This is a genomic window from Pseudomonas sp. JV241A (assembly GCF_900275665.1).
Classification (GTDB): domain Bacteria; phylum Pseudomonadota; class Gammaproteobacteria; order Pseudomonadales; family Pseudomonadaceae; genus Aquipseudomonas; species Aquipseudomonas wadenswilerensis.
Genome location: NZ_OPYO01000032.1, coordinates 47,789 through 71,757, shown reverse-complemented (window position 1 = coordinate 71,757; position 23,969 = coordinate 47,789). Strand labels below are relative to the sequence as shown.

22 protein-coding genes are annotated in these 23,969 nt (G+C 62.3%); 3 read left to right on the top strand and 19 right to left on the bottom strand.

The window, feature by feature from the left end; genetic code table 11:
- Positions 1 to 65: 65 nt before the first annotated feature.
- From JV241A_RS20345 to JV241A_RS20330, 4 genes are read right to left on the bottom strand one after another with little or no spacing between them, the layout of a single operon-like run.
- Positions 66 to 1,220, bottom strand: coding sequence for an ABC transporter ATP-binding protein (locus JV241A_RS20345; RefSeq protein ID WP_115088624.1), 1,155 nt, complete (start codon positions 1,218 to 1,220; stop codon positions 66 to 68).
- Positions 1,217 to 1,864, bottom strand: a complete 648-nt coding sequence (locus JV241A_RS20340; protein WP_115088623.1) for an ABC transporter permease — start codon at positions 1,862 to 1,864, stop codon at positions 1,217 to 1,219. The genes JV241A_RS20345 and JV241A_RS20340 overlap by 4 nt, the downstream gene beginning before the upstream one ends.
- A gap of 1 nt (position 1,865) precedes the next feature.
- Positions 1,866 to 2,774 (bottom strand): glycine betaine ABC transporter substrate-binding protein, encoded by a 909-nt coding sequence (locus JV241A_RS20335; protein ID WP_134064195.1) that lies wholly within the window; start codon positions 2,772 to 2,774, stop codon positions 1,866 to 1,868.
- A gap of 14 nt (positions 2,775 to 2,788) precedes the next feature.
- Positions 2,789 to 3,475 carry an ABC transporter permease gene (locus tag JV241A_RS20330; RefSeq protein WP_166675730.1) on the bottom strand — a complete coding sequence of 229 codons (687 nt, stop codon included), beginning with the start codon at positions 3,473 to 3,475 and terminating at the stop codon, positions 2,789 to 2,791.
- A gap of 361 nt (positions 3,476 to 3,836) precedes the next feature.
- On the opposite strand from JV241A_RS20330, the gene JV241A_RS20325 reads away from it, so the two are divergent.
- Positions 3,837 to 5,420 carry a peptide chain release factor 3 gene (locus tag JV241A_RS20325; RefSeq protein WP_010223431.1) on the top strand — a complete coding sequence of 528 codons (1,584 nt, stop codon included), beginning with the start codon at positions 3,837 to 3,839 and terminating at the stop codon, positions 5,418 to 5,420.
- A gap of 130 nt (positions 5,421 to 5,550) precedes the next feature.
- On the opposite strand, the gene JV241A_RS20320 is transcribed toward JV241A_RS20325, so the two are convergent.
- From JV241A_RS20320 to JV241A_RS20255, 14 genes are all read right to left on the bottom strand, one after another.
- Positions 5,551 to 5,913 (bottom strand): hypothetical protein, encoded by a 363-nt coding sequence (locus JV241A_RS20320; protein ID WP_134064193.1) that lies wholly within the window; start codon positions 5,911 to 5,913, stop codon positions 5,551 to 5,553.
- A 110-nt stretch (positions 5,914 to 6,023) separates the two neighbouring features.
- Positions 6,024 to 7,103: a polyamine ABC transporter substrate-binding protein gene (locus JV241A_RS20315; protein ID WP_134064191.1), complete on the bottom strand. Its 1,080-nt coding sequence runs from the start codon at positions 7,101 to 7,103 to the stop codon at positions 6,024 to 6,026.
- Between the two features lie 55 nt (positions 7,104 to 7,158).
- Positions 7,159 to 7,500, bottom strand: a complete 342-nt coding sequence (locus JV241A_RS20310; RefSeq protein ID WP_115088618.1) for a cupin domain-containing protein — start codon at positions 7,498 to 7,500, stop codon at positions 7,159 to 7,161.
- Between the two features lie 32 nt (positions 7,501 to 7,532).
- A complete protein-coding gene (locus JV241A_RS20305; protein WP_134064189.1) occupies positions 7,533 to 8,939 on the bottom strand; it encodes an FAD-dependent oxidoreductase in 1,407 nt (468 codons plus the stop codon).
- A gap of 61 nt (positions 8,940 to 9,000) precedes the next feature.
- The gene (locus JV241A_RS20300; RefSeq protein WP_115088616.1) at positions 9,001 to 9,810 is read right to left on the bottom strand and encodes a nuclear transport factor 2 family protein; all 810 of its coding nucleotides are present in this window, start codon (positions 9,808 to 9,810) and stop codon (positions 9,001 to 9,003) included.
- Between the two features lie 137 nt (positions 9,811 to 9,947).
- Positions 9,948 to 10,916, bottom strand: a complete 969-nt coding sequence (locus tag JV241A_RS20295; RefSeq protein ID WP_134064187.1) for a peptide ABC transporter ATP-binding protein — start codon at positions 10,914 to 10,916, stop codon at positions 9,948 to 9,950.
- Positions 10,916 to 11,884 carry an ABC transporter ATP-binding protein gene (locus JV241A_RS20290; RefSeq protein WP_115088614.1) on the bottom strand — a complete coding sequence of 323 codons (969 nt, stop codon included), beginning with the start codon at positions 11,882 to 11,884 and terminating at the stop codon, positions 10,916 to 10,918. The genes JV241A_RS20295 and JV241A_RS20290 overlap by 1 nt, the downstream gene beginning before the upstream one ends.
- 10 nt (positions 11,885 to 11,894) lie before the next feature.
- Complete coding sequence (locus tag JV241A_RS20285) at positions 11,895 to 12,824, bottom strand: ABC transporter permease subunit (RefSeq protein WP_036993939.1); 930 nt, start codon at positions 12,822 to 12,824, stop codon at positions 11,895 to 11,897.
- Between the two features lie 10 nt (positions 12,825 to 12,834).
- Positions 12,835 to 13,845 carry an ABC transporter permease subunit gene (locus JV241A_RS20280; RefSeq protein ID WP_036993941.1) on the bottom strand — a complete coding sequence of 337 codons (1,011 nt, stop codon included), beginning with the start codon at positions 13,843 to 13,845 and terminating at the stop codon, positions 12,835 to 12,837.
- Positions 13,846 to 13,919: 74 nt separating this feature from the next.
- Entirely contained in the window at positions 13,920 to 15,515 is a 1,596-nt protein-coding gene (locus JV241A_RS20275) for an ABC transporter substrate-binding protein (protein ID WP_115088613.1), read from the bottom strand.
- Positions 15,516 to 15,587: 72 nt separating this feature from the next.
- The gene (locus tag JV241A_RS20270) at positions 15,588 to 16,937 is read right to left on the bottom strand and encodes an OprD family porin (protein ID WP_115088612.1); all 1,350 of its coding nucleotides are present in this window, start codon (positions 16,935 to 16,937) and stop codon (positions 15,588 to 15,590) included.
- A 203-nt stretch (positions 16,938 to 17,140) separates the two neighbouring features.
- A complete protein-coding gene (locus JV241A_RS20265) occupies positions 17,141 to 18,733 on the bottom strand; it encodes an ABC transporter substrate-binding protein (RefSeq protein ID WP_115088611.1) in 1,593 nt (530 codons plus the stop codon).
- A gap of 254 nt (positions 18,734 to 18,987) precedes the next feature.
- Positions 18,988 to 20,613 carry an ABC transporter substrate-binding protein gene (locus JV241A_RS20260; protein ID WP_115088610.1) on the bottom strand — a complete coding sequence of 542 codons (1,626 nt, stop codon included), beginning with the start codon at positions 20,611 to 20,613 and terminating at the stop codon, positions 18,988 to 18,990.
- Between the two features lie 314 nt (positions 20,614 to 20,927).
- Positions 20,928 to 21,644, bottom strand: a complete 717-nt coding sequence (locus tag JV241A_RS20255; RefSeq protein ID WP_115088609.1) for an SIMPL domain-containing protein — start codon at positions 21,642 to 21,644, stop codon at positions 20,928 to 20,930.
- Positions 21,645 to 21,845: 201 nt separating this feature from the next.
- On the opposite strand from JV241A_RS20255, the gene JV241A_RS20250 reads away from it, so the two are divergent.
- Positions 21,846 to 23,102 (top strand): ATP-binding protein, encoded by a 1,257-nt coding sequence (locus tag JV241A_RS20250; RefSeq protein WP_010223416.1) that lies wholly within the window; start codon positions 21,846 to 21,848, stop codon positions 23,100 to 23,102.
- Positions 23,102 to 23,662: a response regulator transcription factor gene (locus JV241A_RS20245; RefSeq protein ID WP_010223415.1), complete on the top strand. Its 561-nt coding sequence runs from the start codon at positions 23,102 to 23,104 to the stop codon at positions 23,660 to 23,662. Before JV241A_RS20250 ends, JV241A_RS20245 begins: the two co-directional genes overlap by 1 nt.
- A 115-nt stretch (positions 23,663 to 23,777) precedes the next feature.
- Here JV241A_RS20245 and JV241A_RS20240 read toward each other — a convergent pair whose 3' ends face one another.
- Entirely contained in the window at positions 23,778 to 23,966 is a 189-nt protein-coding gene (locus JV241A_RS20240) for a hypothetical protein (RefSeq protein ID WP_115088608.1), read from the bottom strand.
- Positions 23,967 to 23,969: the final 3 nt, after the last annotated feature.

Here is a 23,969-nt window from a genome sequence, read left to right as displayed (position 1 = left end):
CCTGATCGCGGGGCAAGCCCGCTCCCACATGTAGGAGCGGGCTTGCCCCGCGATGCGTTTCAGCGTCAGGCCAGCGCTTGTGCCGGCGAGACAATGCAGGTCTTGCCCCCACGCGAACGCCCCGAACTCAGGTAGGCGGCGATCGATTCCTGGGTCACCTCGCCGAGGAACACCTGCTCGGCATCCAGCACCGGCAACCACGAGCGATTGAACTCGTACATCCGTGACAGCAGGATGCGCAGGTGCTCATCGTGCGACGCGGTGGCGTTGAAGGTGCGCAGAAAATCGGTGCAGCTGCCTTGCTGGCGATGCAGGTCGCGGCGGCGCACATAGCCCATGGCCTTGTTCTGCCCGTCGGTGACCACCAGGTAGCGACGGTCATGTTCGTCCATCAGCTCCAGGGCATCGGCCACCGGTGTTTCCGGGCTTACCGACGGCGCGTTGTCGGCGGCGTCTTCGGCACGCACCAGCAACAGGCGCTTGAGGGTGCTGTCCTGGCCAACGAAGTTGCTGACAAAGTCGTCCGCAGGATGGGCCAGCAGGGTGTCCGGGTGGTCGATCTGGATCAGCTTGCCGGCGCGGAAAATCGCAATCTTGTCACCCAGCTTGATCGCCTCGTCGATGTCGTGGCTGACCATGATCACGGTCTTGTTCAACGCCCGTTGCATCTCGAAGAATTCGTTCTGGATCATCTCGCGGTTGATCGGGTCGACCGCACCGAACGGCTCGTCCATCAGCAGCAATGGCGCATCAGCGGCAAGGGCGCGGATCACACCGATGCGCTGTTGCTGGCCACCGGACAACTCACGCGGGTAGCGTTGCAGGTACTGCTTGGGTTCGAGCTTGATCATGCTCATCAGCTCGCGGGCGCGCTCGTGGCATTTCTGCTTGTCCCAGCCGAGCAGGCGCGGGACCACGGTGATGTTCTCCTCGATGGTCATGTTGGGGAACAGGCCGATCTGCTGGATCACATAGCCGATGCGCCGGCGCAGGGTCACTTCATCCAGGCCGGTGGTGTCTTCGCCATTGATCAGCACCTTGCCCGAGGTGGGCGCGATCAGGCGGTTGATCATTTTCAGCGTAGTGCTCTTGCCGCAGCCGGACGGGCCGAGGAACACGCAGATCTCGCCTTCGTTGACGGTCAGGCTGACGGAGTCGACGGCTTTGACGTCTTTGCCGTTGGCGTGAAAGGTCTTGCTGAGGTTCTGGAGTTCGATCATTTGCGCAGTCCTTTTGGAGTCAGGGAGCGTTGCAGGGCTTGCAGCATGAGGTCGGCGAAGATGGCCAGGAGGCTCACCAGTACGGCGCCGACCAGCAGCATCGACATGTCGCTGCGGCTGATGGAGGTGAGGATGAGCACGCCCAGGCCACCGGCACCGATGGTTGCGGCGATGGTCATGACGCCGATGTTCATGACCACGGCGGTGCGTACGCCAGCGAGGATCACCGGCACGGCGATGGGTAGCTCGACCATGCGCAGGCGCTGGCCGAAGGTCATGCCGATGCCACGGGCGGCTTCACGAATGCCCGGCTCGACGTTGGTCAGGGCCAGGTAGGTGTTGCGCAGAATCGGCAACAGCGAATAGAGAAATACCGCCGTGATCGCCGGCAACGGCCCCAGGCCCTGGCCGAACTTGGAGTAGAACGGCAGCAGCAGGCCGAACAGGGCGATCGAGGGGATGGTCAGCAGCACCGTGGCGCTGGCCTGCAACGGGCCTGCGAGCGCCGGGAAGCGGGTCATGAGGATGCCCAGCGGAACGCCGAACAGAATCGCCAGGCTGACGGCGATACCGACCAGGGTGATGTGCTGCCAGGTCAGGTGCAGTACCTGGGCCCAGTCGAGGTGGGTAAAGGTATCGAGCATGTTATGGCTGCTCCTGTGCAGGTGGGTGCTGGCGCAGGTACTCGGCGGCGACTTTGCCCGGGCTCTGGTGCTCGACATCGACCTTGGCGTTGAGCTGGCGCATGGTCTCGTCGTCGAGCTGTTCGGCCAGTGGCTTGAGCAGGCTGGCCAGTTGCGGATTGGCGTCGAGTACGGCCTTGCGCACCACCGGCGCCGCGGTGTAGTCGGGGAAGTAGTGCTTGTCGTCTTCCAGCAGCTTGAGGTCAAAGGCGCTCAGGCGGCCGTCGGTGGTGTACACCAGGCCACTGAATACCTGGCCGTTGCGCAGCGCGGTGTAGACCAGGCCGGCGTCCATCTGGCGGATGTCGCGGCGGGTCAGTTGCAGGTCGTAGGTTTCGGTCAGGCCCACCAGGCCATCGGGACGGTTGGCGAACTCGGTGTCCAGGGCCACCACGTGGGGGCGGTCCTTCTCGTCGCGCAGCAGCTGGTTCAGTTCGCTGATGCTGTTGATCTGCGGGTACTGCTCGGCAACCTTGCGTGGCAGGGCCAGGGCGTAGGTATTGCTGAACTTCGACGGCGTCAGCCAGATCAGGTCTTTCTTCGCATCCAGTTCCTTGACCCTGGCGTAGGTGGCTGCGGCGCTGGGCATGCGTTCGTCGACATGGTTGTAGGACACCAGCGAAACACCGGTGTATTCCCAGACCATGTCCAGCTGGCCGGTTTCGTGGGCGCTGCGGGCAAGGTTGCTGCCCAGCCCGCCGGTGATGCGTACGTCGAAGCCGTTCTGGTTAAGGTACTGGGCGGTGATTTCAGCCAGCACCGTCTGCTCGGTGAAGACCCGCGCACCGAGGCGGATCACAGGTTTGGTCGCGGCCTGGGCAAATCCTGCGAACAGCAGGGCCGCGCCCAGCAACAAGGCGATTCTTTTCATGAGAGTTCCTTCGCTTAGTGGGCCAGGCCGCGTTCAAGCCAACGGCGGCTGGACTGCGCCACCAGGGCGTCGAGCAGCAGGGCGAGCAGGGCGGTACAGGCCGCGCCAAGCAGCAGTTGCGGCTGATTGTTCAGGGCAATGCCGGGGAAGATCAGGCTGCCCAGGCTATTGGCGCCAATCAGGAACGACAGCGGCGCAGTCCCGACGTTGATCGCCAGGGCCACCCGTACACCGCCGACGATGATCGGCACGGCGTTGGGCAGCTCGACCCGCCAGAGGGTCTGGCGCGGGGTCATGCCGATGCCGGTGGCGGCTTCCTTGAGCGAGGCGGGAACGTTTTTCAGGCCTTCGTAGGTGTTGCGCACGATCGGCAGGAGGGAGGCGAGGAACAGCGCGAAGATCGCGGGACCGGCGCCAATGCCCAGGAAACTCAGGGCAATGGCCAGAACGGCCAGAGGGGGGATGGTGTTGCCAATGTTGAAAAACTGCATGAAGCGTTCGGCGCGGTCGACCCGGTGTGGTCGACTCAAGGCAATCCCAGCGGGTATGCCCACGGCTAACGCCGCCACCATCGACAGCAACACCAGCATCAGGTGCGCTTGCAGGTAGAACCACAGATCGGCGCGGTAGTGCGCGATCGTATCGATGCCGATCCAGTGGATCAGCAGGGCCAGGATGACGAGCACGAAGGCACATCCCATCAGCCCCTTGCCATAGCTTTTAGCCACAGGCGGACTCCTTTTGTTGTCGGCGAACACACTCCCGTGGCGGCCACCATTCCAGGCGGCAGGCAGTGTGATCGCGATAAGCAGCGCGTTGTCCGGAAACGGAGTGGAACACGCCATAAGCGAAGCCTCGTCAGGCTCGTAGTGCCGGTGAAACCAACCCTGACGAACGGTCATGACCGATTGCGGATCAGGGGAGTGGACGCCTCCACAGTCGTAAAGGTTCCCATCTGAAGCGGCATTTGGCCAGCGCTGATTAACCCAACGGTTCAGTTCGGGGGCAAATTTGGGCTATAATCTGCGCCCTTTTTTTGAATCACCTGCCAGGCGATTTCCCATGACCAACCAGGCCGCCGAAGTCGCGAAACGCCGCACCTTCGCCATTATTTCCCACCCCGATGCGGGTAAGACCACCATCACCGAAAAGCTCCTGCTGATGGGCAAGGCAATTGCCGTCGCCGGTACGGTGAAATCGCGAAAGTCCGACCGCCATGCCACCTCCGACTGGATGGAAATGGAGAAGCAGCGTGGTATCTCCATCACCACCTCGGTGATGCAGTTCCCCTATCGCGAGCACATGATCAACCTGCTCGACACCCCGGGCCACGAAGACTTCTCGGAAGATACCTACCGTACCCTCACCGCCGTCGACTCGGCGCTGATGGTGCTCGACGGCGGTAAAGGGGTCGAGCCACGGACCATCGCCCTGATGGACGTCTGCCGCCTGCGTGATACGCCGATCGTCAGCTTCATCAACAAACTTGACCGTGACATCCGCGACCCGATCGAACTGCTCGATGAAATTGAAGCGGTCCTGAAGATCAAGGCCGCACCAATCACCTGGCCGATCGGTTGCTACCGCGATTTCAAGGGCGTGTACCACCTGGCGGGCGACTACATTATCGTCTACACCCCGGGCCACGGCCACGAGCGCACCGAGGTGAAGATCATCGAGAAGCTCGACTCCGATGAAGCCCGCGCCCACCTTGGCGACGAGTACGAGCGCTTCCTCGAGCAGCTGGAACTGGTGCAGGGCGCCTGTCACGAATTCGACCAGGGCGAATTCATGCGTGGCGAGCTGACTCCGGTGTTCTTCGGTACCGCGCTGGGCAACTTCGGTGTCGACCACGTGCTCGATGCCGTCGTCGACTGGGCGCCACGTCCGCTGCCGCGCGAGGCCAACGAGCGCGCCGTCGAGCCGACCGAAGAGAAGTTCAGCGGTTTCGTGTTCAAGATCCAGGCGAACATGGACCCCAAGCACCGCGACCGTATCGCCTTCATGCGTATCTGCTCGGGCCGTTACGAAAAAGGCATGAAAATGCGCCACGTGCGCACCGGCAAGGACCTGCGCATCGGCGATGCGTTGACCTTCTTCTCCTCCGAGCGTGAGCAGCTGGAAGAGGCCTGGGCCGGCGACATCATCGGCCTGCACAACCACGGCACCATCCAGATCGGCGATACTTTCACCGAAGGCGAGGCCCTGGGCTTTACCGGTATTCCGCACTTCGCTCCGGAACTGTTCCGCCGCGTGCGCCTGAAAGACCCGCTCAAGTCCAAGCAACTGCGCCAGGGCTTGCAGCAACTGGCTGAAGAGGGCGCGACCCAGGTGTTCTTCCCGGAGCGCAGCAACGACATCATCCTCGGCGCCGTCGGTGTGCTGCAGTTCGATGTGGTCGCCAGCCGCCTGAAGGAAGAGTACAAGGTCGAGTGTGCCTACGAGCCCATCACCGTCTGGTCGGCGCGCTGGATCAGCTGCGACGACAAGAAGAAGCTCGAGGAATTCAAGAACAAGGCCGTGGAAAACCTGGCCATCGACGGCGGTGGTCACCTGACCTACCTGGCTCCGACCCGGGTCAACCTGGCGCTGATGGAAGAGCGCTGGCCGGATGTGAAGTTCCGCGCGACCCGCGAGCATCACTGATTGTCATACCCCGCCGCCTTCGGTGCGGCGGGGTTGCCTCCCTCATGGGTGCAGTTCTGCGCCTAACCGGTAGATCAGCAATGCCAGGCTGTCGGCATTGGACAGCATGATCTGCGCGCGTTTTTCGCTGTCATTCAAGAACACCTGGCGGGCCTGGTTGAGGTCCCGGGTGCCGGTGATCTTGATCGGTTGCCGATGCCTTGCGTAACCAGAGCGGTGCATGGGCAGCAACAGCCTGCGCCTTGGCCCGCTCCCGCAGGCTACCCAGGACCCCGGCAATCTCGTCACGTTCGCTGTAGTAGCGGTTGAGCGCTTTGACCACATTGCCCGGCAGCCGGGCAGCGATGGCCCGGTCGTACGGCGCCAGAACCTGTGTCTGGCGTGACGGCAGCGGAGCGGGTGCAAACGAGATGTCGAGGCGTTCGGCCAGGCCACTGATCAGGGTCAGCAGTTGCTGCTGGTAGTCGCGGCTCAGATGTTCGTCGCGGATCAATTCCTGTTGCAGTATGAAACGGTCCCGGTGGTAAAAGGCAACCGGGGGCCGATCCCCGCGGCAATCGCTGGAGATTGCCGCGAGCAAGCAGGACAGGGGTGTTACTTATATCAATTGCCGGCCTTGATGCTGGTCCAGATCCGGGTGCGGATACGGTCGATCTTCGCCGGCATCGCTTCCAGGGCGTAGAGCTTGCCGAGCATCTCGTCGCTCGGATAGATCATGGTATTGGCCTTGAGCGCGGGGTCGACCAGGGGGTCGGCCTTGAGGTTGCCGTTGGCGTATTGCACATGGTTGCTGATGTTGGCCATCACCTCAGGCTGCAGCAGGTAGTTCATGTAGGCGTAGCCGGCTTTTTCGTCCGGGGCGTCGGCCGGCATGGCGACCATGTCGAACCACATCGGCGCGCCTTCCTTGGGGATCGAGTAGCCGACCTTCACGCCGTTGTTGGCTTCTTCGGCCCGGTTCCTGGCCTGCAGCACGTCGCCGGAGAAGCCCACTACCACGCAGATGTCGCCGTTGGCCAGGTCAGCGGTGTACTTGGAGGAGTGGAAGTAGTTGATATACGGGCGCACCTTCATCAGCAGTTCCTTGGCCTTGTCGTAATCCTTCGGCTGCTGGCTGTGGTGCGGCAAACCCAGGTAGTTAAGGGCGATGGGCAGCAGTTCCGGGCCGTTGTCGAGCACCGCCACGCCGCAGCTTTTCAGCTTGCTGATGTACTCGGGCTTGAAGATCAGGTCCCAGGAATCCACCGGGGCATTGTCGCCCAGCACCGCCTTGACCTTGTCGATGTTGTAGCCGATCCCGGTACTGCCCCACAGGTAGGGGAAGCCGTACTGGTTGCCCGGGTCGTTGACCTCCAGGGCCTTGAGCAGCACCGGGTTGAGGTTTTTCCAGTTGGGCAGCTGGCTTTTGTCCAGTTGCTTGAGCGCCTTGCCCTGGATCTGCCGGGCCATGAAGTGGTTGGACGGGAACACCACGTCATAGCCGGAGTTGCCGGTCATCAGCTTGCCGTCGAGGGTTTCGTTGCTGTCGAACACGTCGTAGGTCGGCACGATGCCGCTGGCCTGCTGGAAGTTCTTCAGGGTGTCGGGGGCAATGTAGCTGGACCAGTTGTAGATTTTCACCGTATCGGCCGCCTGGGCGATGGAGGCGGCCAGCAATAGTGGTGCGAAGAGCAATGGGCGCATGTCTGGATTCCTTGCTTGGTCTGTTTTTTATCGAAGGAGGCAGGCGATCAAATGATCAGAAAATCAGCACGTAGGTCTTGCGCACGGTCTCCTGGATATCCCAGATGCCGGTGCTGTTGGCCGGCAGCAGGATGGCGTCGCCGGCTTCAATGGTCAGCGGTTCGCCGCCGTCAGGGGTGAAGGTGCAGCGGCCCTTGATGAAGTGGCAGAACTCCTGCTGGACGATCTGCCGGCGCCAGCGTCCCGGGGTGCATTCCCAGATGCCGGTTTCGACGCCATCGCTGCGCTCGACGCAGGTCACCGAGGCGATCGAGACCGGCTCGCCGAGCGGCACGGCCACCGGGTTGGATTCGTCCAGGGTGACGCTGTCGGTGTTCTTGAACTGGGTAATGCTCATACCGGTGAGTCCTGTGCAGGGGGATCGAAAAATCAGCGCATGAAACCTTCCATGAAGTCCGCCACGCCGCTGGCCAGGCGTCGGCGCCAGGGGGCGCTGGACGGGTTGGCGAGGGTCTGGTCTTCATGGACGAAACTCTTGATGATCGCGTTGTAGCCCAGCCAGCGGCAGGGTTCCGGCTCCCAGCCGGGCAGGCTGTGCAGGGCACGGTCGTGGCTGGCCCAGGGTTGTTCGGTGAGCACGCCGCGCCGCTCAAGAATCAGATCGGCCAGGGTGCGTCCGCCGAGGTTGCTGGCGCCAACGCCTTCGCCGCCGTAGCCGCCGGCCAGGGCAATGCCCTGGTTGCGGTCGCAGAACATGTGCGGTGCAAAGCGCCGGGCCATGCCCAGGTTGCCGCCCCAGGCGTGGGTGATGTTGACGTTCTTCAGTTGCGGGAACAGTTCGCCGAACAGGTAGCGGCGCAGCTCGATTTCGCTGCTGGTGAGGTCGAAGTTCTCGCGCAGGCGTCCGCCGAATCGGTACCCCCCGCGCGCGCCAAACACCAGGCGGTTGTCAGCGCTGCGCTGGCCGTAGGTCACCTGGCGGCTGTTCTCGCTGAAAGCCTGGCCACGGTTGAGGCCGATCTGATCCCAGATCTGTTCGGGCAGCGGCTCGGTGGCCACCAGCAGGCTTTGTACCGGCAATTGATAACGGCCCAGTGGCGGCAGGTTGACCGAGTAGCCCTCGACCGCCGGTACCAGCCACTGGCATTTGACCCGCGCTTGCAGGGTACGTACTTCGCCAGCGCGCCATTGGGTGACGGGGCTGTTCTCATAGAGTTTCACCCCCATGGCCTCTACCGTGCGGGCCAGGCCACGCACCAGTTTGGCCGGCTGGATGGTGGCGACGTTGGGATTGAAGATTGCGCCATAAGGGCGGCTGATGCGCAGCTCTGGCGCCAGCTCGCTGGGGCTAAGCCAGCGGTAGTCGGCTTCGGTCAGGCCCTGTTTGTAGAGTTTGTTCAGGTACGCGCGCAGGCTGGTTTCCTGCTCGGGGTAGCGCGCTGCGCAATACAGCACGCCACCTTTGCGGTAGTCGCAGTCGATGCCTTCGCGTTCGAGCACCTGGGCAACTTCATCGGGGATGCCGTGCAGCAGGTCGTAGGCGGCGCGCCGCTGTTCGGGCGTGCAGCCGGCGAGCAGGCGGTCTTCGCCCAGCAGGTTGCCCATCAGCCAGCCGCCATTGCGCCCGGAGGCACCAAAGCCTGCAATCTGCGCTTCGACGATGGCGATGTTCAGCTGCGGCGCCAGGCGCTTGAGGTAGTAGGCGGTCCACAAGCCGGTATAGCCAGCGCCGATGATGCAGACGTCGACGTCCAGGTCCTGTTGCAGTGCCGGGCGGGCGCTCAACGGCTCATCGAGTTGGTCCATCCACAGGCTGATACTGCGCCATGCCAGCATTGTTCGGCTCCACATTGGTAACGGTCTGTGGCGATCCTAGAAGCTTGCGGGGCGCTGTGTCTTACGTGCGTGCACGCAGAGAATTCTGCTTCACATAGGCCTTGGGCGACAGGCCGGTGTGCTGGCGAAAACACTTGTAGAACGCCGACAGCGAGTTGAAGCCGGCGGCAAAGGCCAGTTCGTCGATGCGCGCGACCGTGGAGGTGGCACCAAGGCTGGTCAGCAGGTGTTGCAGGCGAGCCTGGTTGACGTAGCGGTAGAAGCTCTGGCCGAGCACCTGGTTGAGCAGGTAGGAGATCTGGTTGCGGCTGTATCCGCTTTCGCGGGCAACGCGCTGCAGGTCGAGTTCCGGGTCGAGGTAAGGTTGCTGGCGCTGGAAGTACTGCTCCAGGTCCTGGGCCATGAAACTCAGCTGGCGCGGTGACAGGCCCAGGCGGCTGACTGCCGGGCGCAGGTCGTTGTGGCCGGGGTCCTGGCTGGGGGTGCGGACCAGCGAGGCGTACTCGTTGACCCGCCAGACCAGCCCGTCGCGCACGGTGATCGCTTCGCTGGACTGGAACGCCACCAGGCCCTCGCCACCACGCAGGGTGACCTGGTACTGGATGAAGGCGGTGCAGCCGTCGACACGTATGCGATCGCTATGGACGATATCTTCATCGGCTTCGCCGGGCATGCTCACGCGCACGTATTCGCGCAGCTCATCCAGGTGCAGGACGCGGTTCTGGAAGTAGTCGTTGTACTGGATATCGGGGTGATACAAGGCCATGACCCCGTCGAGGTCGCGATGCTTCCAGCACAGGTGGTAGCGCAGGACGGTGGCGGCGGTTTCCGGGGTTTGTTCCGGGCCGTCGGGGATTGGGTCTGGGGTCATTGACTGATAGTGCCCCAAGGCTGATCAAGGCTCAACTGCCGTTGGGGCCGCTGCGCGCCCCAATCGCCGGCAAGGCCGGCTCCCACAGGGTCCGGGACACAGGGATCCTGTGGGAGCGGGCTTGCCCCGCGATGCAGTTACAGGAACTGCTCGGCGTAATGGCACGCCACCTGCCGCGTACCCACCTGCCTGAACGCCGGCTCCTCGGCAGCACAACGCTCAGTGGCATACGGGCAACGCTTGTGGAAGGCACAGCCAGGCGGCGGGTTGAGCGGGTTGGGCAGCTCGCCGGCGATCTTGATCTTCGGCTTGAGCGGGTCCGGATGAATGGTTGGCGTGGCCGACAGCAGCGCCTGGGTGTAAGGGTGCAGCGGTTTGGTGTAGATGTCCTCCTTGGGGCCCATTTCCGCTGGCCGGCCCAGGTACATCACCAGCACCTGGTCGGCCACATGGCGCACTACCGCCAGGTTGTGGGAGATGAACACATAAGCGGTGTTGAACTCTTTCTGCAGGTCCATGAACAGGTTCAGCACCTGGGCCTGGATCGACACGTCGAGGGCCGAAGTCGGCTCGTCGGCTACCAGCACTTTCGGTTGCAGCATCATCGCCCGGGCCAGGGCGATACGCTGGCGCTGACCACCGGAGAACATGTGCGGGTAGCGCTGGTAGTGCTCGGGGCGCAGGCCGACCTGCTGCATCATCGCCTGGACCTTTTCGCGGCGCTCGGCCTTGGACAGCTTGGTGTTGATCAGCAGCGGTTCGCCCAGCTGGTCGCCGATCTTCTGCCGCGGGTTGAGCGAGGCGTAAGGGCTCTGGAACACCATCTGCACGTCCTTGCGCAGTTGCTTGCGCTCGGCCTTGTTGGCCCCGGCGACTTCCTGACCGGCAATCTTCAGCGAGCCGGACGACGGCTCCTCGATCAGGGTCAGGGCCCGGGCCAGGGTCGACTTGCCACAGCCGGACTCGCCAACCACGGCCAGGGTCTTGCCCGCTTCCAGTTCAAAGGACACACCGTTGAGTGCACGTACCAGGGCATGGCCCTTGAACAGGCCACGGGAAACTTCATAGTGACGGGTCAGTTCACGGGCGGTAAGGACGACGGTCATTACGCCACCTCCTGGTTCAGCGGATAGAAACAACGCACCAGGCTATGGGCCTGGGGATCGAGGGTCGGCCGTTGCCGACGGCAGCTGTCCTGCACATAGGGGCAGCGCGGCGACAGCAGGCAACCCTCGGGGCGGTCATAGCGACCGGGGACGATACCTGGCAGGGTCGCCAGGCGCTCGGCGCCTTCACTGTGCTCGGGAATCGCCGCCAGCAGCGCTTCGCTGTAGGGGTGCGCAGGCACGTCGAACAATTCCGGCACCTGGCCGACTTCCACGGCCTGCCCTGCGTACATCACGCACACGCGCTTGGCGGTTTCGGCAACCACGGCGAGGTCGTGGGTGATCAGGATCAGCGCCATGTTCTGCTCTTTTTGCAGGTTGAGCAGCAACTCCATGATCTGCGCCTGAATGGTCACATCGAGGGCGGTGGTCGGTTCGTCGGCGATCAGCAGTTTGGGTTCGCCGGCAATCGCCATGGCGATCGCCACCCGCTGGCTCATGCCACCGGAAAGCTGGTGAGGGTAGGCGTCCAGGCGGCTTTCGGCGCCGGGAATTTCCACCTTCTTGAGCAATTCCAGGGCACGCTGGCGGGCGGCCTTGCCACGCAGGCCGAGGTGCTGGCGCAGCACTTCTTCGATCTGGAAGCCCACGGTGTAGCTGGGGTTGAGGGCGGTCATCGGGTCCTGGAAGACCATCGCCATATCCTTGCCCACCACCTTGCGCCGTTGCCGGCCGCTGAGCTTGAGCATATTGGTGCCGTCGAAGGTCAGGGCATCGGCGGTGATCCGCCCCGGTGCGTCGATCAGGCCCATCAGTGCCATCATGGTTACCGATTTGCCCGAACCCGATTCGCCGACGATGGCCAGCACTTCACCTTCATTGACCGTGAGGTCCAGGCCGTCGACCACCGGTACCGCGTTGGCGTCGCCAAAGCGCACATTCAGATTTTTTATTTGCAGAAGTGACATGGCGATCTCCTCAGGCGGCATTCTTGAGTTTCGGGTCCAGCGCATCGCGCAGTCCGTCACCCATCAGGTTGATTGCCAGCACGCTGAGCAAAATGGTCAGGCCAGGCAGGCTCACGACCCACCAGGCGCGTTCGATGTAGTCGCGGGCCGAAGCCAGCATGGTGCCCCACTCGGGGGTTGGCGGCTGCACACCAAGGCCAAGGAAGCCCAGGGCGGCAGCGTCGAGGATCGCCGAAGAGAAGCTCAGGGTGGCCTGGACGATCAGCGGCGCCATGCAGTTGGGCAGCACGGTGACGAACATCAGCCGTGGCAGGCCGGCACCGGCCAGGCGTGCGGCGGTGACGTAGTCGCGGTTCAGCTCGCCCATTACTGCCGCGCGGGTCAGGCGCACATAGGACGGCAACGAGACGATGGCGATGGCGATCACGGTGTTGATCAGGCCAGGGCCGAGGATGGCGACAATCGCCACGGCCAGCAGCAGCGAGGGCAGGGCCAGCATCACGTCCATCAGGCGCATGATCGACGGGCCGAGGATGCGCGGGAAGAATCCGGCCAGCAGGCCAAGGAAGATCCCCGGGATCAGCGAGATCACCACCGACGACAGGCCGATCAGCAGCGACAGGCGCGAGCCCTGGATCAACCGCGAGAGCAGGTCCCGGCCGAGCTCATCGGTGCCGAGGATGAACTGCCAGTTGCCACCTTCGAGCCATACCGGCGGGGTCAGCAGGAAATCACGGTACTGCTCGCTGGGATTGTGCGGTGCCACCCAGGGGGCGAACAGCGCGCAGAACACGATCAGGCTCATGAACATAAGGCCGGCGACCGCGCCCTTGTTGCGTGAAAAGGCCTGCCAGAACTCCTTGTACGGCGAAGGGTAGAGCAGGCTCTGGTCGACAGCGGTGGCCGGGGTGGTGACAGATTTCGGAAGTGGGGTAGTCATGACGGGGCCCTCAGCGCTGATGACGGATGCGTGGGTTGGCCAGGCCGTAGAGGATGTCCACGACGAAGTTGACCAGGATCACCAGGCAGGCAATCAACAGGATGCCGTTCTGTACCACGGGGTAGTCACGGGCGCCGATGGCTTCGATCAGCCACTTGCCGATGCCCGGCCAGGAAAAGATGGTTTCGGTCAGTACCGCACCGGCAAGCAGGGTGCCGACCTGCAGGCCGAATACTGTCAGCACCGGGATCAACGCGTTGCGCAGGCCGTGCACGAACACCACGCGGGCCGGAGACAGGCCCTTGGCCCGGGCCGTGCGGATGTAGTCTTCACGCAGCACTTCGAGCATGGAGGAACGGGTCATCCGTGCGATTACCGCCAGCGGAATGGTGCCGAGCACGATGGCCGGCAGGATCAGGTGCATCAGCGCATCCTTGAAGGCGCCTTCTTCGTCGCTGAGCAGGGTATCGATGAGCATGAAGCCGGTTTTCGGCTCGATGTCGTAGAGCAGGTCGATGCGTCCGGAAACCGGGGTCCAGCCCAGGCTCACGGAGAAGAACATGATCAGGATCAGGCCCCACCAGAAGATCGGCATCGAATAGCCGGCAAGTGAGATGCCCATGACCCCGTGGTCGAACAGCGAACCCCGCTTGAGCGCGGCAATCACCCCGGCCAGCAGGCCGATCACGCCAGCGAAAAACAGTGCCGCCATGGCCAGTTCGAGGGTTGCCGGGAACAGCGCGAGGAACTCGGTCCAGACGCTTTCGCGGGTGCGCAGCGATTCGCCAAGGTCACCCTGGGCGAGCTTGCTGACGTAGTCCAGGTACTGTTCGGGCAGCGGCTTGTTCAGGCCAAGGCGTTCCATGGCCTGGGCGTGCATTTCCGGGTCGACCCGGCGCTCGCCCATCATGACCTCCACCGGGTCGCCGGGTATCAGCCGTATGAGCGCAAACGTCAGCAAGGTGATGCCGAAGAAGGTCGGGATCAGCAATCCCAGTCGCCGGGCAATAAAACTAAACATCTTCTGGAGTACCTCATCAGCCGGTCAGGCATGCCCACCGGCACCCGGGTGGGGCGCCGGCGGTCGTTCTTGTTCTACTTCACCTGGGTAGTGGCGAAGTTGTTATTGGTGAGGGGATTGATGTGGTACCCCTCAACGTTGTCGCGCATGGCGGTAAACATCTGCGGGTGCGCCATGCTGATCCACGGTTGATCTTCATCGTACACCGCCAGAGCCTTTACATAGAGCGCTGCACGCTCATCGTTGTCGGTGACTTCGCGGGCCTTGGTGATCAACTGCTGGAAAGTTTGATTGCACCAGCGGGCATAGTTCTCGCCACTTCTCACCGCGTCGCAGCTAAGCAGTGGGCTGAGGAAGTTGTCCGGGTCGCCGTTGTCGCTGGCCCAGCCGGTGGAAACCATATCGGCTTCGCCTTTTTTGGCGCGGCGCAGCATCTCCGCCCACTCCATCACGCGGATGTCGACCGTCAGGCCGATCTTGGCCAGGTCTGCCTGGAGCATTTCGGCGCTCAGTCGCGGGTTGGGGTTGGTCGGGCCGCCGCCGTTGCGGGTGAACAAGGTCAGCACCGTGCCCTCGGGCACACCGGCTTCCTTGAGCAGGGCACGAGCCTTGTCGAGGTCGCGGGGCGGGTTCTTGTTGTCGGTGTTGTAGCCGATCATGGTCGGTGGGTAAGGGTTGACCGCGACCAGCGCGTTGCCTTTGCCGAACAGCTGGTCGACGTGGGTCTGGCGGTCGAAGGCGATATTGATGGCTTTGCGCACGCGCACATCGCTCAGGTACTTGTGTTCAGTGTTGAGCGAGATGTAGCCGGTGGTCAGTGCTTCCATCTCGGCCACTTTCAATTTGGGGTCGGCCTTGATGCTGGGGATGTCGTCGGGCTTGGGATACAGCGCCACCTGGCACTCGTTGGCCTTGAGCTTCTGCAGGCGCACGTTGTTGTCATTGGCGATGGCGAAAATCAGCGCATCGGCTGGAGGCTTGCCGCGAAAGTACTCCGGGTTGGCCTTGTAGCGAACCTGCGCGTCCTTGTTGTAGCGCTGGAAGATGAACGGGCCGGTGCCGATTGGTTTGCTGTTGAGGTCGGTGGTCTTGTCGGCCTTGAGTAGCTGGTCGCCATATTCGGCAGAGTAGATCGAGGTGAAGGCCATGGCCAGGTCACGCAGGAAGGGCGCTTCGGGGCGGGTCAGGGTGAAGACCACGGTGTGCTCGTCGGTCTTCTCGACGCTTTTGAGCAGGTCCTTGAAACCCATGCTCTCGAAATAGGGGAAGCCGATGCTGGTCTTGTTGTGCCACGGGTGATTCGGGTCCAGCTGTCGTCGGAAACTCCACAACACGTCGTCGGCATTCATGTCGCGCGTGGGCTTGAAGTAATCGGTGGTGTGGAACGTGACCCCTTCGCGCAGGTGGAACGTGTAGGTCAGGCCGTCGTCACTGATGTCCCAGCGTTCGGCCAGGGCCGGCTGGATATCGGTGGTGCCTGGCTTGAAGTCGACCAGGCGGTTGAAGATGGCCTCGGCCGAGGCATCGGCGGTCACGGCAGTGGTGTACTGGACGATATCGAAGCCTTCCGGGCTGGCCTCGGTACACACCACCAGCGGCTTGGCCGAGAGGCCCGCCGCAGTACTCAACAGGACGGCTGCCAGGGCAGCCTGTAGTGGTAACAGTTTCATGAAACCTCCTGCAATCGATTAACCAGAGTAGCCGTCCCGGTCGATTCGGCGAACCGACCGGGCCAGGGCGTTCTAGAGGAAATTGAATGGAATGGTGGTGACAATCCGCAGCTCGTCCAGGCTGCCGTCGGCCTGGGCCTTGCTGGCCCGGTGGGCGGTGTAGGTCGCGCGGATGGTGGTGTCCTTGAGCGTGCCGCTCTGCACCGCGTAGGTGGTGCCGATGCCCCACTCGTAGTGGTTCTCGTCGTCCAGGCCACGGACGTCGTAGCCGGTGCTCTTGTAGTGGGTACCGTCGATGCCCCAGCCGCGGGCGTTGTACAGGTTGAACTTGAGGCCGGGTACGCCGTACTGGGCCATGTTCAACACGTAGGCGATCTGCATCGATTTCTCGTTCGGGCCGTTGAAGTCCGAGAGCAGGGAGTTGGCCAGGAAGATCGCGTTGGTGTCGTGCAGGTAGTCGAAGTACTCGTTGCCGTTGACCTGCTGGTAGGAGAAGGTCAGGTTGTGGGCCTGGTGGGTCAGGCCGAACGACAGACTGTAGGTGTCGTTATCAATGTCGCCGAGCTTGCTTTTGCCTTCGTCCTTGGTCTTGTAGTAGTTCAGGCCAGTGGTCAGGCTCAGCACCGCGCTGTCGCCCAGTTCATGGCTGGCGCCGAAGTAGTACTGGTTCCACAGGTCTTCGACGTTGGACACGTAGAAGCTGGTTTTCAGGCTCTTCAGTGGCTGGTAGCTGACGCCGGCGATGTTGACGTGATCGGCTTCAAAGGCGCGATCACCATACTCGGCAACGAATTTGCTGGTGCCCTGTTCGGTCCGGGTCGAGAGCCGGTCGAAGGTGCCGATATCGAAGGACAGGTTGTCGAATTCTTCGCTGCGGATGCTCACACCCTCGAAACTCGACGGCAAGGCGCGGTTGCCGATATAGGCAAGCACCGGGGTGTCCATCGATTGGCGGCCGGCGGTCAGGGTGGTGTTGGAGACCCGCGCCTTGACGTTGGCCAGGCCCATCTTGCTCCACTGGCCGATGACGTCGCCATCGCTGTGGGTCAGGGTCCGGTTGTTCGGCCCGGCGACTGCGGCACGGCCCCGCTCCAGGGCGATGGCGTTGTAGGCGGCGACTTCGGTGCTGAAGCCGACGGTACCTTCGGTAAAGCCCGAGGTGTAGTTGAGGATGGTGCCCTGTACCCAGTTGTCACGGCTGTGGGTGTCGTGTTGGGTGCCGTCGCTTTTGTAGTACTTCCACATTGGCGCGCGGGTGGCGCGTTCGCGGGCGTACCAGTTGCGGGTCGAGCCGGACAGGCTCTGGCCTTCGATGAAGCCCTTGGCTTCGCTCTGGGCGCTGGTGGATTTGACGCTGACCGGAACGAAGTCCTGGCTGGCGGGCTCGGCTTGGGCCATGGCTGACAGACCACTGAGGGACATTGCCAGTACTGCGGTTTTGGTTCGTCTCAAGGTAAAGCTCCCTTTTCTTTTCTTTTCTTTTTTTAGTTACCGCCTGGCTTTGTGAGCTGGGCGTCTTGCCGGTTGGTACAAGGGTTGCAATCGTTTGCTGTAAGGCGATCGGGCATATTCAGGCTGATATCGGGCGCGAGGGTGGAGTGCACCCCCGTGGCCGATGCAGTGGTTTATTCGGTACTGACGCCTGAGAAGTTGTTGCGCCCGAAGGGGCTTACCTTGAAATCCACGACCTTGGCACTGAGCGGCTGGTTGACCGTCGAATGGGCGATCGGGGTGATGGGCAATTGTTGCTTGAGGCGCTGTTGCGCCTGTTGGTAAAGCGCGGTGCGTTGCTCGCGGTCGGTGATGGTCTTGGCTTTCTTGACCAGGGCGTCGTACTGCGGGTCGCACCACATGGAGTAGTTGTTGCTGCCAATCGCGTCGCAGCTGTACAGGGTGCCGAGCCAGTTGTCCGGGTCACCGTTGTCGCCGGTCCAGCCGATCAGCGAGATGTCGTGTTCACCGTCCTTGGTGCGCTTGAGATATTCGCCCCATTCGTAGCTGACGATCTTCACGTTCAGACCGACCTTGCCCCAGTCGGCCTGGAGCATTTCGGCCATCAGCTTGGCATTGGGGTTGTACGGGCGTTGCACAGGCATGGCCCAGAGGGTGATTTCAGTGCCTTCCTTGACCCCGGCGGCCTTGAGCAATTCGCGGGCCTTGTCCGGGTTGTAATCGGCATCCTTGATGCTGTCGTCGTAGGACCACTGGGTCGGCGGCATGCTGCCCACCGCCAGCTGCCCAGCCTCCTGGTACACCGCTTTGACGATGGCCGATTTGTTGATCGCCATGTCCATGGCCTGGCGCACCTCGAGCTGGTCGAAGGGTTTGTGCCGCACGTTGTAGGCGATGTAGCCGAGGTTGAAACCGGGCTTCTCGATGACCTGCAGCTTCGGGTCGCTCTTCAAGGCGTTGAGATCGGCGGGGCGCGGGTGCAGGGTGACCTGGCATTCGTTCTTGCGCAGCTTCTGGATGCGCACCGACGGGTCGGTGTTGATCGAGAAGATCAACTGGTCGATCTTCACCTGGCTCGGGTCCCAGTAGTCCTTGTTGCCGCGGTAGCGGATCTGCGAGTCCTTCTGGTAACGCTGGAACACGAACGGGCCTGTGCCGATCGGCTTCTGGTTGATGTCGCTAGGGCGCCCCGACGTCATCAGCTGCTCGGCATATTCGGCCGAGAGCACAGAGGCAAAGTTCATCGCCAGGTTTTGCACAAAAGCGGCATCGACGCTGTTGAGGGTAAAGACCACGGTCATCGGGTCGGTCGTCTCGATCCGTGCGATGTTCTTGTCCAGGCTCATGCTGACGAAGTAGGGAAACTCGGTGGGGTAGGCCTTGCGGAACGGGTGGTTGCGGTCGAGCATCCGGTTGAAGGTGAACAGCACGTCGTCGGCGTTGAAGTCGCGGCTCGGGGTGAAATCCTTGTTGCTGTGGAACTTGACCCCTTCGCGCAGGTGGAAGGTGTAGGTCAGGCCATCGTCGGAAACCTCCCAGCTTTTCGCCAGGGCCGGCTTGACGGCCGTCGCACCGCGTTCGAATTCCACCAGGCGGTTATAGATCGGTTCGGCGGCGTCATTGTCGGTGGCGCTGGTGTACTGGGCGGTGTCAAATCCGCCCGGGCTGCCTTCGGAGCAGAACACCAGGTTTTTGGCCAGGCTTGCCGGGGCCTGGGCGAGCAGGCCGAAGCCCAGCAGTGCCGCATAAATCGGGGTGTGGCGCATGACAGTCCCTTCTCTCTTGTTGTTTTTCACGTGGTCCATGGCGCACAGCTGTACGAATCGCGCCGACTACGCTGCACCCTTGACGGTAGGTCCATCAGGGCGTTGCAGATAGGTGCGATTACGCAGAGGTGTGTAGGAGGTATCCGATAGGGCGGGCGACGGTTCCGTGTCGATGCGCTAGCGGTTGACCTGCCAGGCCATCAGGGTACGGCCCCGGGTGCCGTGTGGCGTCGCGGGGCCGATCCGGTTGGCTGCTACTTGGTCACGCTGACCCCATAGAAGGAGTTCAAGCCAAACGGGCTGATCTTGAAGTCCTGTACGGTTGAACGCATAGGTTGATACACCGTCGAGTGAGCGATGGGTGTCATCGGAACCTGTTCTTTGAGGATGTGTTGCGCTTGCTTGTAAAGTTCGGTGCGCTTGGCCTGGTCGGAGGTGGCCTTGGCTTGCTTGACCAGGTCGTCGTACGGCTTGTAGCACCATTTGGAGAAGTTGTTGCCTTCCAGGGCATCACAACCGAACAGGGTGCCCAGCCAGTTGTCCGGGTCACCGTTGTCGCCGCTCCAGCCAATCAGCATGGCGCCGTTTTCGCCGCCTTTGGAGCGCTTGATGTACTCACCCCACTCGTAGCTGATGATCTTGGCCTTGATGCCGACCTTGGCCCAGTCCGATTGCAGCATCTCGGCCATCAGCTTGGCGTTGGGGTTGTACGGGCGTTGCACCGGCATGGCCCAGAGGTTGATCTCGGTGCCTTCCTTGATGCCGGCTTCCTTTAGCAGTTGCTTGGCCTTCTCCGGATCGTACTTGGCATCCTTGATGGTGGTGTCGTAGGACCACTGGGTCGGCGGCATGGCGTTGACTGCCATCTGGCCGGCGCCCTGGTACACCGAGTCAATGATCTGCTGCTTGTTCACCGCCATGTCCAGCGCTTCACGGACCTTGAGCTGGGCCATCGGGTTAGGCTCGTTGCTGCCCTTGATCTTGTCCATCACGTTGTAGGCGATGTAGCCGAGGTTGAAGCCGGCCTGGTCAGGCATCTTCAGATTCGGGTCGTTCTTCAGCGGTTCGATGTCGGCCGGGCGCGGGAACAGGGTGACCTGGCACTCGTTCTTCTTGAGTTTCTGCATGCGCACCGAGGCATCGGTGGTAATGGCGAAGATCAGGTTGTCGATCTTCACATCGTCAGGCTTCCAGTAATCCTTGTTGCCCTTGAAGCGGATCTGCGCGTCTTTCTGGTATTTGCTGAACACGAACGGGCCGGTGCCGATCGGCTTCTGGTTGATGTCGGCGGGCTTGCCCTGCTTGAGCAACTGGTCGGCGTATTCGGCGGACTGGATCGAGGCGAAGCTCATGGCCAGGTTCTGGATGAACGCGGCATCGACGCCATTGAGGGTGAACTTGACCGTGTGGTCGTCGAGCTTTTCGACCTTGGCGATGTTCTTGTCCATGCCCATGTCGGTGAAGTACGGGAACTCGGTGGGATACGCCTTGCGGAACGGCATGTCCTTGTCGAGCATCCGATTGAAGGTGAACAGCACGTCGTCGGCGTTGAACGCGCGGGTCGGCTTGAAGAACTCGGTGGTGTGGAACTTGACCCCTTCGCGCAGGTGGAAGGTATAGGTCAGGCCATCCTCGGAAATGTCCCAGCTGGTCGCCAGGCCCGGGATGACCGCGGTGCCGCCACGCTCGAACTGGCTCAGGCGGTTGAAGACGGTCTCGGCTGAAGCATCGAAGTCGGTTCCGGTGGTGTACTGGCCCGGGTCGAAGCCCGCGGGGCTGCCTTCGGAGCAAAACACCAGGTTAGTCGCCGCAAGGGCGGAGGGTGCGCTGGCAAGCAAGCCTGCGCCGACCAGAAACGGAATGACCGCGTGTTTGAGCATGGTGGCCTCATTGTTGTCATTTTTGATTTGAGGGGGCCTTGTGAGCCGACCTGCGGATACTTATGCAGGCCCCATACCCAATGCAACACTCAAAGGGATGTGTGACAGAAAACAGTGGGACGAACGTACAGGAATGTCGCATCCGTATAATTTTTTACGGAGTTGATCGTTTGCGAGGGGGTGTTTCAGTGTGTTTCGAAGACGATATCTCTGTATCGAGTCAGTCTTTGCACTAAATTGGGGCGCGAGGTGCTACAAGTAACAGCGTTCGCGGCAGCCGAAGCTGCCGCGAAACAGCGGAAAAGTAACGTCGATCAGGGCATCTGGACTTCGATGGTGCCGTCGGCGCTGAGGGTCACCTGGCTGGTGCCCGCTTCGATTTCCGGAACGGCAGCAGCGTCTTCGGCCATGCCGGCTTTCATCATCATTGGCGCGCTACGGGCATAAGGATGCGGGTAGCCGCTGCTGTTGAGGTTGAGGTTGACCACTTTGTAGCCTTTGCCGCCCAGGGCTTCGGTAGCCAGTTGGGCGCGGGCCTTGAAGGCGTTGACGGCATCCTTGAGCAGGTCGTCCTCGCTGGTCTTGCGTGTGGCCGGGGCGATGGAGAAGTCCATGCCGCCCATTTTCAGGTCCTGCAGCAGGGTACCGGTAAGTTGCGACAGGGCCGGGAAGTCGGCGCTTTCCAGGCGCAGTTCGGCGCGCTCACGCCAGCCGGTGATCTTCTGGCCCTTGTTGTCGTAGATCGGATAGCTGTTGCGGCTGCCCTGGCTGATCTTCACGTCCTTGACTTCGCGGGCCTGTTTCACCGCCTTGTTCATGGTCTCGGTGATTTGCGTGGCCAGCTTGCCCGGGTCGGTATTCTGCGCTTCGCTGTACAGGGTCACGACCATCAGGTCGCGGGCCACTTCCTTGCTGACTTCGGCGCGCAGCGAAATCTGGTTGTAGCGGGGCGCTTCTTCAGCCAGTGCCGGAAGACTGGCTAGCAAGCTGGTGGCCATGACCAGGGCGGCGCTGCTGCGGGTGATAGACATGTATGACTCCTTGAAATTGAGGCGCGGGCACGGACATAACCTTTGCACGCTGGCCCATAAGACTGGCAACAGTGTAGTGAGGTTCAAAATGGCCATCATTGTTATGTAAAAAAGTGTGGCGCTTTGCCGCATAACTGCAGACCAGGCCACAGCTTCGGTATACTCGCGACGATTCGCCTGGAGCACTCATCAGGAGAGCTCATGCTCGCCCCCGTACAAATGTTGTCTGCAACCCGTCAGAACCTCTGGCGCCTGACCTTCATCCGCATCCTGGTGCTTGCTGCCCAGGCCGGCTCGGTCGGTGTCGCCTACTGGACCGAACTACTGCCGCTGCCGTGGCTGTCGCTGGTCATCACCCTCGGCCTGTCGATGCTGCTGTGCGCGTTCACGGCCCTGCGCCTGCGCCTGACCTTGCCGGTCACTGAGCTGGAGTATGCCTTCCAGCTGGCCTGTGACCTGTTGATCCACAGTGCCTTGCTGTATTACTCGGGCGGTTCGACCAACCCCTTCGTGTCCTATTACCTGGTGCCGCTGGCCATCGCTGCGGTGACCTTGCCCTGGGTTTACTCGCTGATCCTCTCCGGTATCGCCCTGGCGGCCTACAGCCTGCTGCTGGTGCAGTTCTATCCGCTCGAAACCTTCCCCATGGCCCGGGAGAAGATGCAGGTCTACGGCATGTGGCTGAGTATCGCCCTGGCCGCCGCCGTGATTACCTTCTTCGCCGCGAAAATGGCCGAAGAGCTGCGTCGCCAGGAGCAACTGCGCGCTGAACGCCGCGAGGAGGGACTGCGTGACCAGCAACTGCTGGCCGTGGCCACCCAGGCCGCTGGCGCCGCCCATGAACTGGGCACGCCGCTGGCGACCATGAGCGTGCTGATCAAGGAAATGCGCCAGGACCACAGCGACCCGCTGCTGCAGGAAGACCTGGCGGTGCTGCAGGACCAGGTCAAGCTGTGCAAGGAGACCCTGCAGAACCTGGTGCGCGCCGCGGAAGCCAACCGGCGCCTGGCGGTCGAGAACCAGGAAGTGACCTTCTGGCTCGACGAGGCGCTCAACCGCTGGCACCTGATGCGCCCGGAGGCCAGCTACCGCTTCCAGCGCCTGGGCCAGGGCAGCGTGCCGCGCCTGGCGCCGCCGCCGGACCTGACCCAGGCCTTGCTGAACCTGTTGAACAACGCCGCCGATGCCTGCCCGGATGATCTGGAAGTACGCCTGGACTGGGACGCCCAGGACATGGTGATCAGCATCCGCGACCACGGTCCCGGCGTGCCGGCGGCCATTGCCGAATCGATTGGAAAACCCTTCTTTACCACCAAGGGCAAAGGCTTCGGCCTGGGCCTGTTCTTGAGCAAGGCCAGCGTGACCCGTGCTGGCGGCTCGGTAAAACTCTATAGTCATGAGGAAGGCGGTACGCTCACCGAGCTGCGCCTGCCGCGTGACGCGCGAGGAGATGTGTGATGAGTGATGAAATCCAGGTTGAAGGCGAAGAGCTGCCGCACCTGCTGCTGGTTGACGACGACGCCACCTTTACCCGGGTGATGGCCCGGGCCATGAGTCGCCGCGGCTTTCGCGTGAGCACCGCAGGTTCTGCCGAGGAGGGCCTGAAAATCGCCCAGGACGACGTGCCGGACTACGCCACGCTGGACTTGAAGATGGACGGCGATTCCGGCTTGGTACTGCTGCCCAAGCTGCTGGAGCTGGACCCGGAAATGCGCGTGGTGATCCTCACCGGTTACTCGAGCATCGCCACTGCGGTCGAGGCGATCAAGCGCGGCGCCTGCAACTACCTGTGCAAGCCGGCCGATGCCGACGATGTGCTGGCCGCGTTGCTCTCCGAACACGCCGACCTCGACAGCCTGGTGCCGGAAAACCCGATGTCGGTGGACCGCCTGCAGTGGGAGCACATCCAGCGCGTGCTGACCGAGCATGAAGGCAATATCTCCGCCACGGCCCGGGCCCTGGGCATGCACCGGCGGACCTTGCAGCGCAAACTGCAGAAGCGCCCGGTGCGGCGCTGATAGCTTCAAATCTGTTCTGGCCCCATCGCTGGCAAGGCCAGCTCCCACAGGACTTGTGCATGGCACTGACCTTTGTGGGAGCCGGTCTTGCCGGCGATGGGGGGCGAAGCAGCCCTTAGCGATTCAGGATCGTTCGATCCACCCGCACTGCCAACTGCCCGGCCCCGGGCGCGGCATCAAACACCACCTTGCCCGTTGCAGCCAGCTTGGCGCGGCTGATCACCACGCCATCGCGCAGCAGTTCCAGGGGTACATCCTTGAGCGACTGGCCCGACGCCAGTTCAATGTTCAGGGTAATGCTCATGAG

Bases quoted from the DNA above. Each gene is read 5' to 3' on its own strand.
- JV241A_RS20345 (WP_115088624.1), bottom strand. From the start codon at position 1,220: ATGATCGAACTCCAGAACCTCAGCAAGACCTTTCACGCCAACGGCAAA.
- JV241A_RS20340 (WP_115088623.1), bottom strand. From the start codon at position 1,864: ATGCTCGATACCTTTACCCACCTCGACTGGGCCCAGGTACTGCACCTG.
- JV241A_RS20335 (WP_134064195.1), bottom strand. From the start codon at position 2,774: ATGAAAAGAATCGCCTTGTTGCTGGGCGCGGCCCTGCTGTTCGCAGGA.
- JV241A_RS20330 (WP_166675730.1), bottom strand. From the start codon at position 3,475: ATGGGATGTGCCTTCGTGCTCGTCATCCTGGCCCTGCTGATCCACTGG.
- JV241A_RS20325 (WP_010223431.1), top strand. From the start codon at position 3,837: ATGACCAACCAGGCCGCCGAAGTCGCGAAACGCCGCACCTTCGCCATT.
- JV241A_RS20315 (WP_134064191.1), bottom strand. From the start codon at position 7,103: ATGCGCCCATTGCTCTTCGCACCACTATTGCTGGCCGCCTCCATCGCC.
- JV241A_RS20310 (WP_115088618.1), bottom strand. From the start codon at position 7,500: ATGAGCATTACCCAGTTCAAGAACACCGACAGCGTCACCCTGGACGAA.
- JV241A_RS20305 (WP_134064189.1), bottom strand. From the start codon at position 8,939: ATGCTGGCATGGCGCAGTATCAGCCTGTGGATGGACCAACTCGATGAG.
- JV241A_RS20300 (WP_115088616.1), bottom strand. From the start codon at position 9,810: ATGACCCCAGACCCAATCCCCGACGGCCCGGAACAAACCCCGGAAACC.
- JV241A_RS20295 (WP_134064187.1), bottom strand. From the start codon at position 10,916: ATGACCGTCGTCCTTACCGCCCGTGAACTGACCCGTCACTATGAAGTT.
- JV241A_RS20290 (WP_115088614.1), bottom strand. From the start codon at position 11,884: ATGTCACTTCTGCAAATAAAAAATCTGAATGTGCGCTTTGGCGACGCC.
- JV241A_RS20285 (WP_036993939.1), bottom strand. From the start codon at position 12,824: ATGACTACCCCACTTCCGAAATCTGTCACCACCCCGGCCACCGCTGTC.
- JV241A_RS20280 (WP_036993941.1), bottom strand. From the start codon at position 13,845: ATGTTTAGTTTTATTGCCCGGCGACTGGGATTGCTGATCCCGACCTTC.
- JV241A_RS20275 (WP_115088613.1), bottom strand. From the start codon at position 15,515: ATGAAACTGTTACCACTACAGGCTGCCCTGGCAGCCGTCCTGTTGAGT.
- JV241A_RS20270 (WP_115088612.1), bottom strand. From the start codon at position 16,937: ATGTCCCTCAGTGGTCTGTCAGCCATGGCCCAAGCCGAGCCCGCCAGC.
- JV241A_RS20265 (WP_115088611.1), bottom strand. From the start codon at position 18,733: ATGCGCCACACCCCGATTTATGCGGCACTGCTGGGCTTCGGCCTGCTC.
- JV241A_RS20260 (WP_115088610.1), bottom strand. From the start codon at position 20,613: ATGCTCAAACACGCGGTCATTCCGTTTCTGGTCGGCGCAGGCTTGCTT.
- JV241A_RS20255 (WP_115088609.1), bottom strand. From the start codon at position 21,644: ATGTCTATCACCCGCAGCAGCGCCGCCCTGGTCATGGCCACCAGCTTG.
- JV241A_RS20250 (WP_010223416.1), top strand. From the start codon at position 21,846: ATGCTCGCCCCCGTACAAATGTTGTCTGCAACCCGTCAGAACCTCTGG.
- JV241A_RS20245 (WP_010223415.1), top strand. From the start codon at position 23,102: ATGAGTGATGAAATCCAGGTTGAAGGCGAAGAGCTGCCGCACCTGCTG.
- JV241A_RS20240 (WP_115088608.1), bottom strand. From the start codon at position 23,966: ATGAGCATTACCCTGAACATTGAACTGGCGTCGGGCCAGTCGCTCAAG.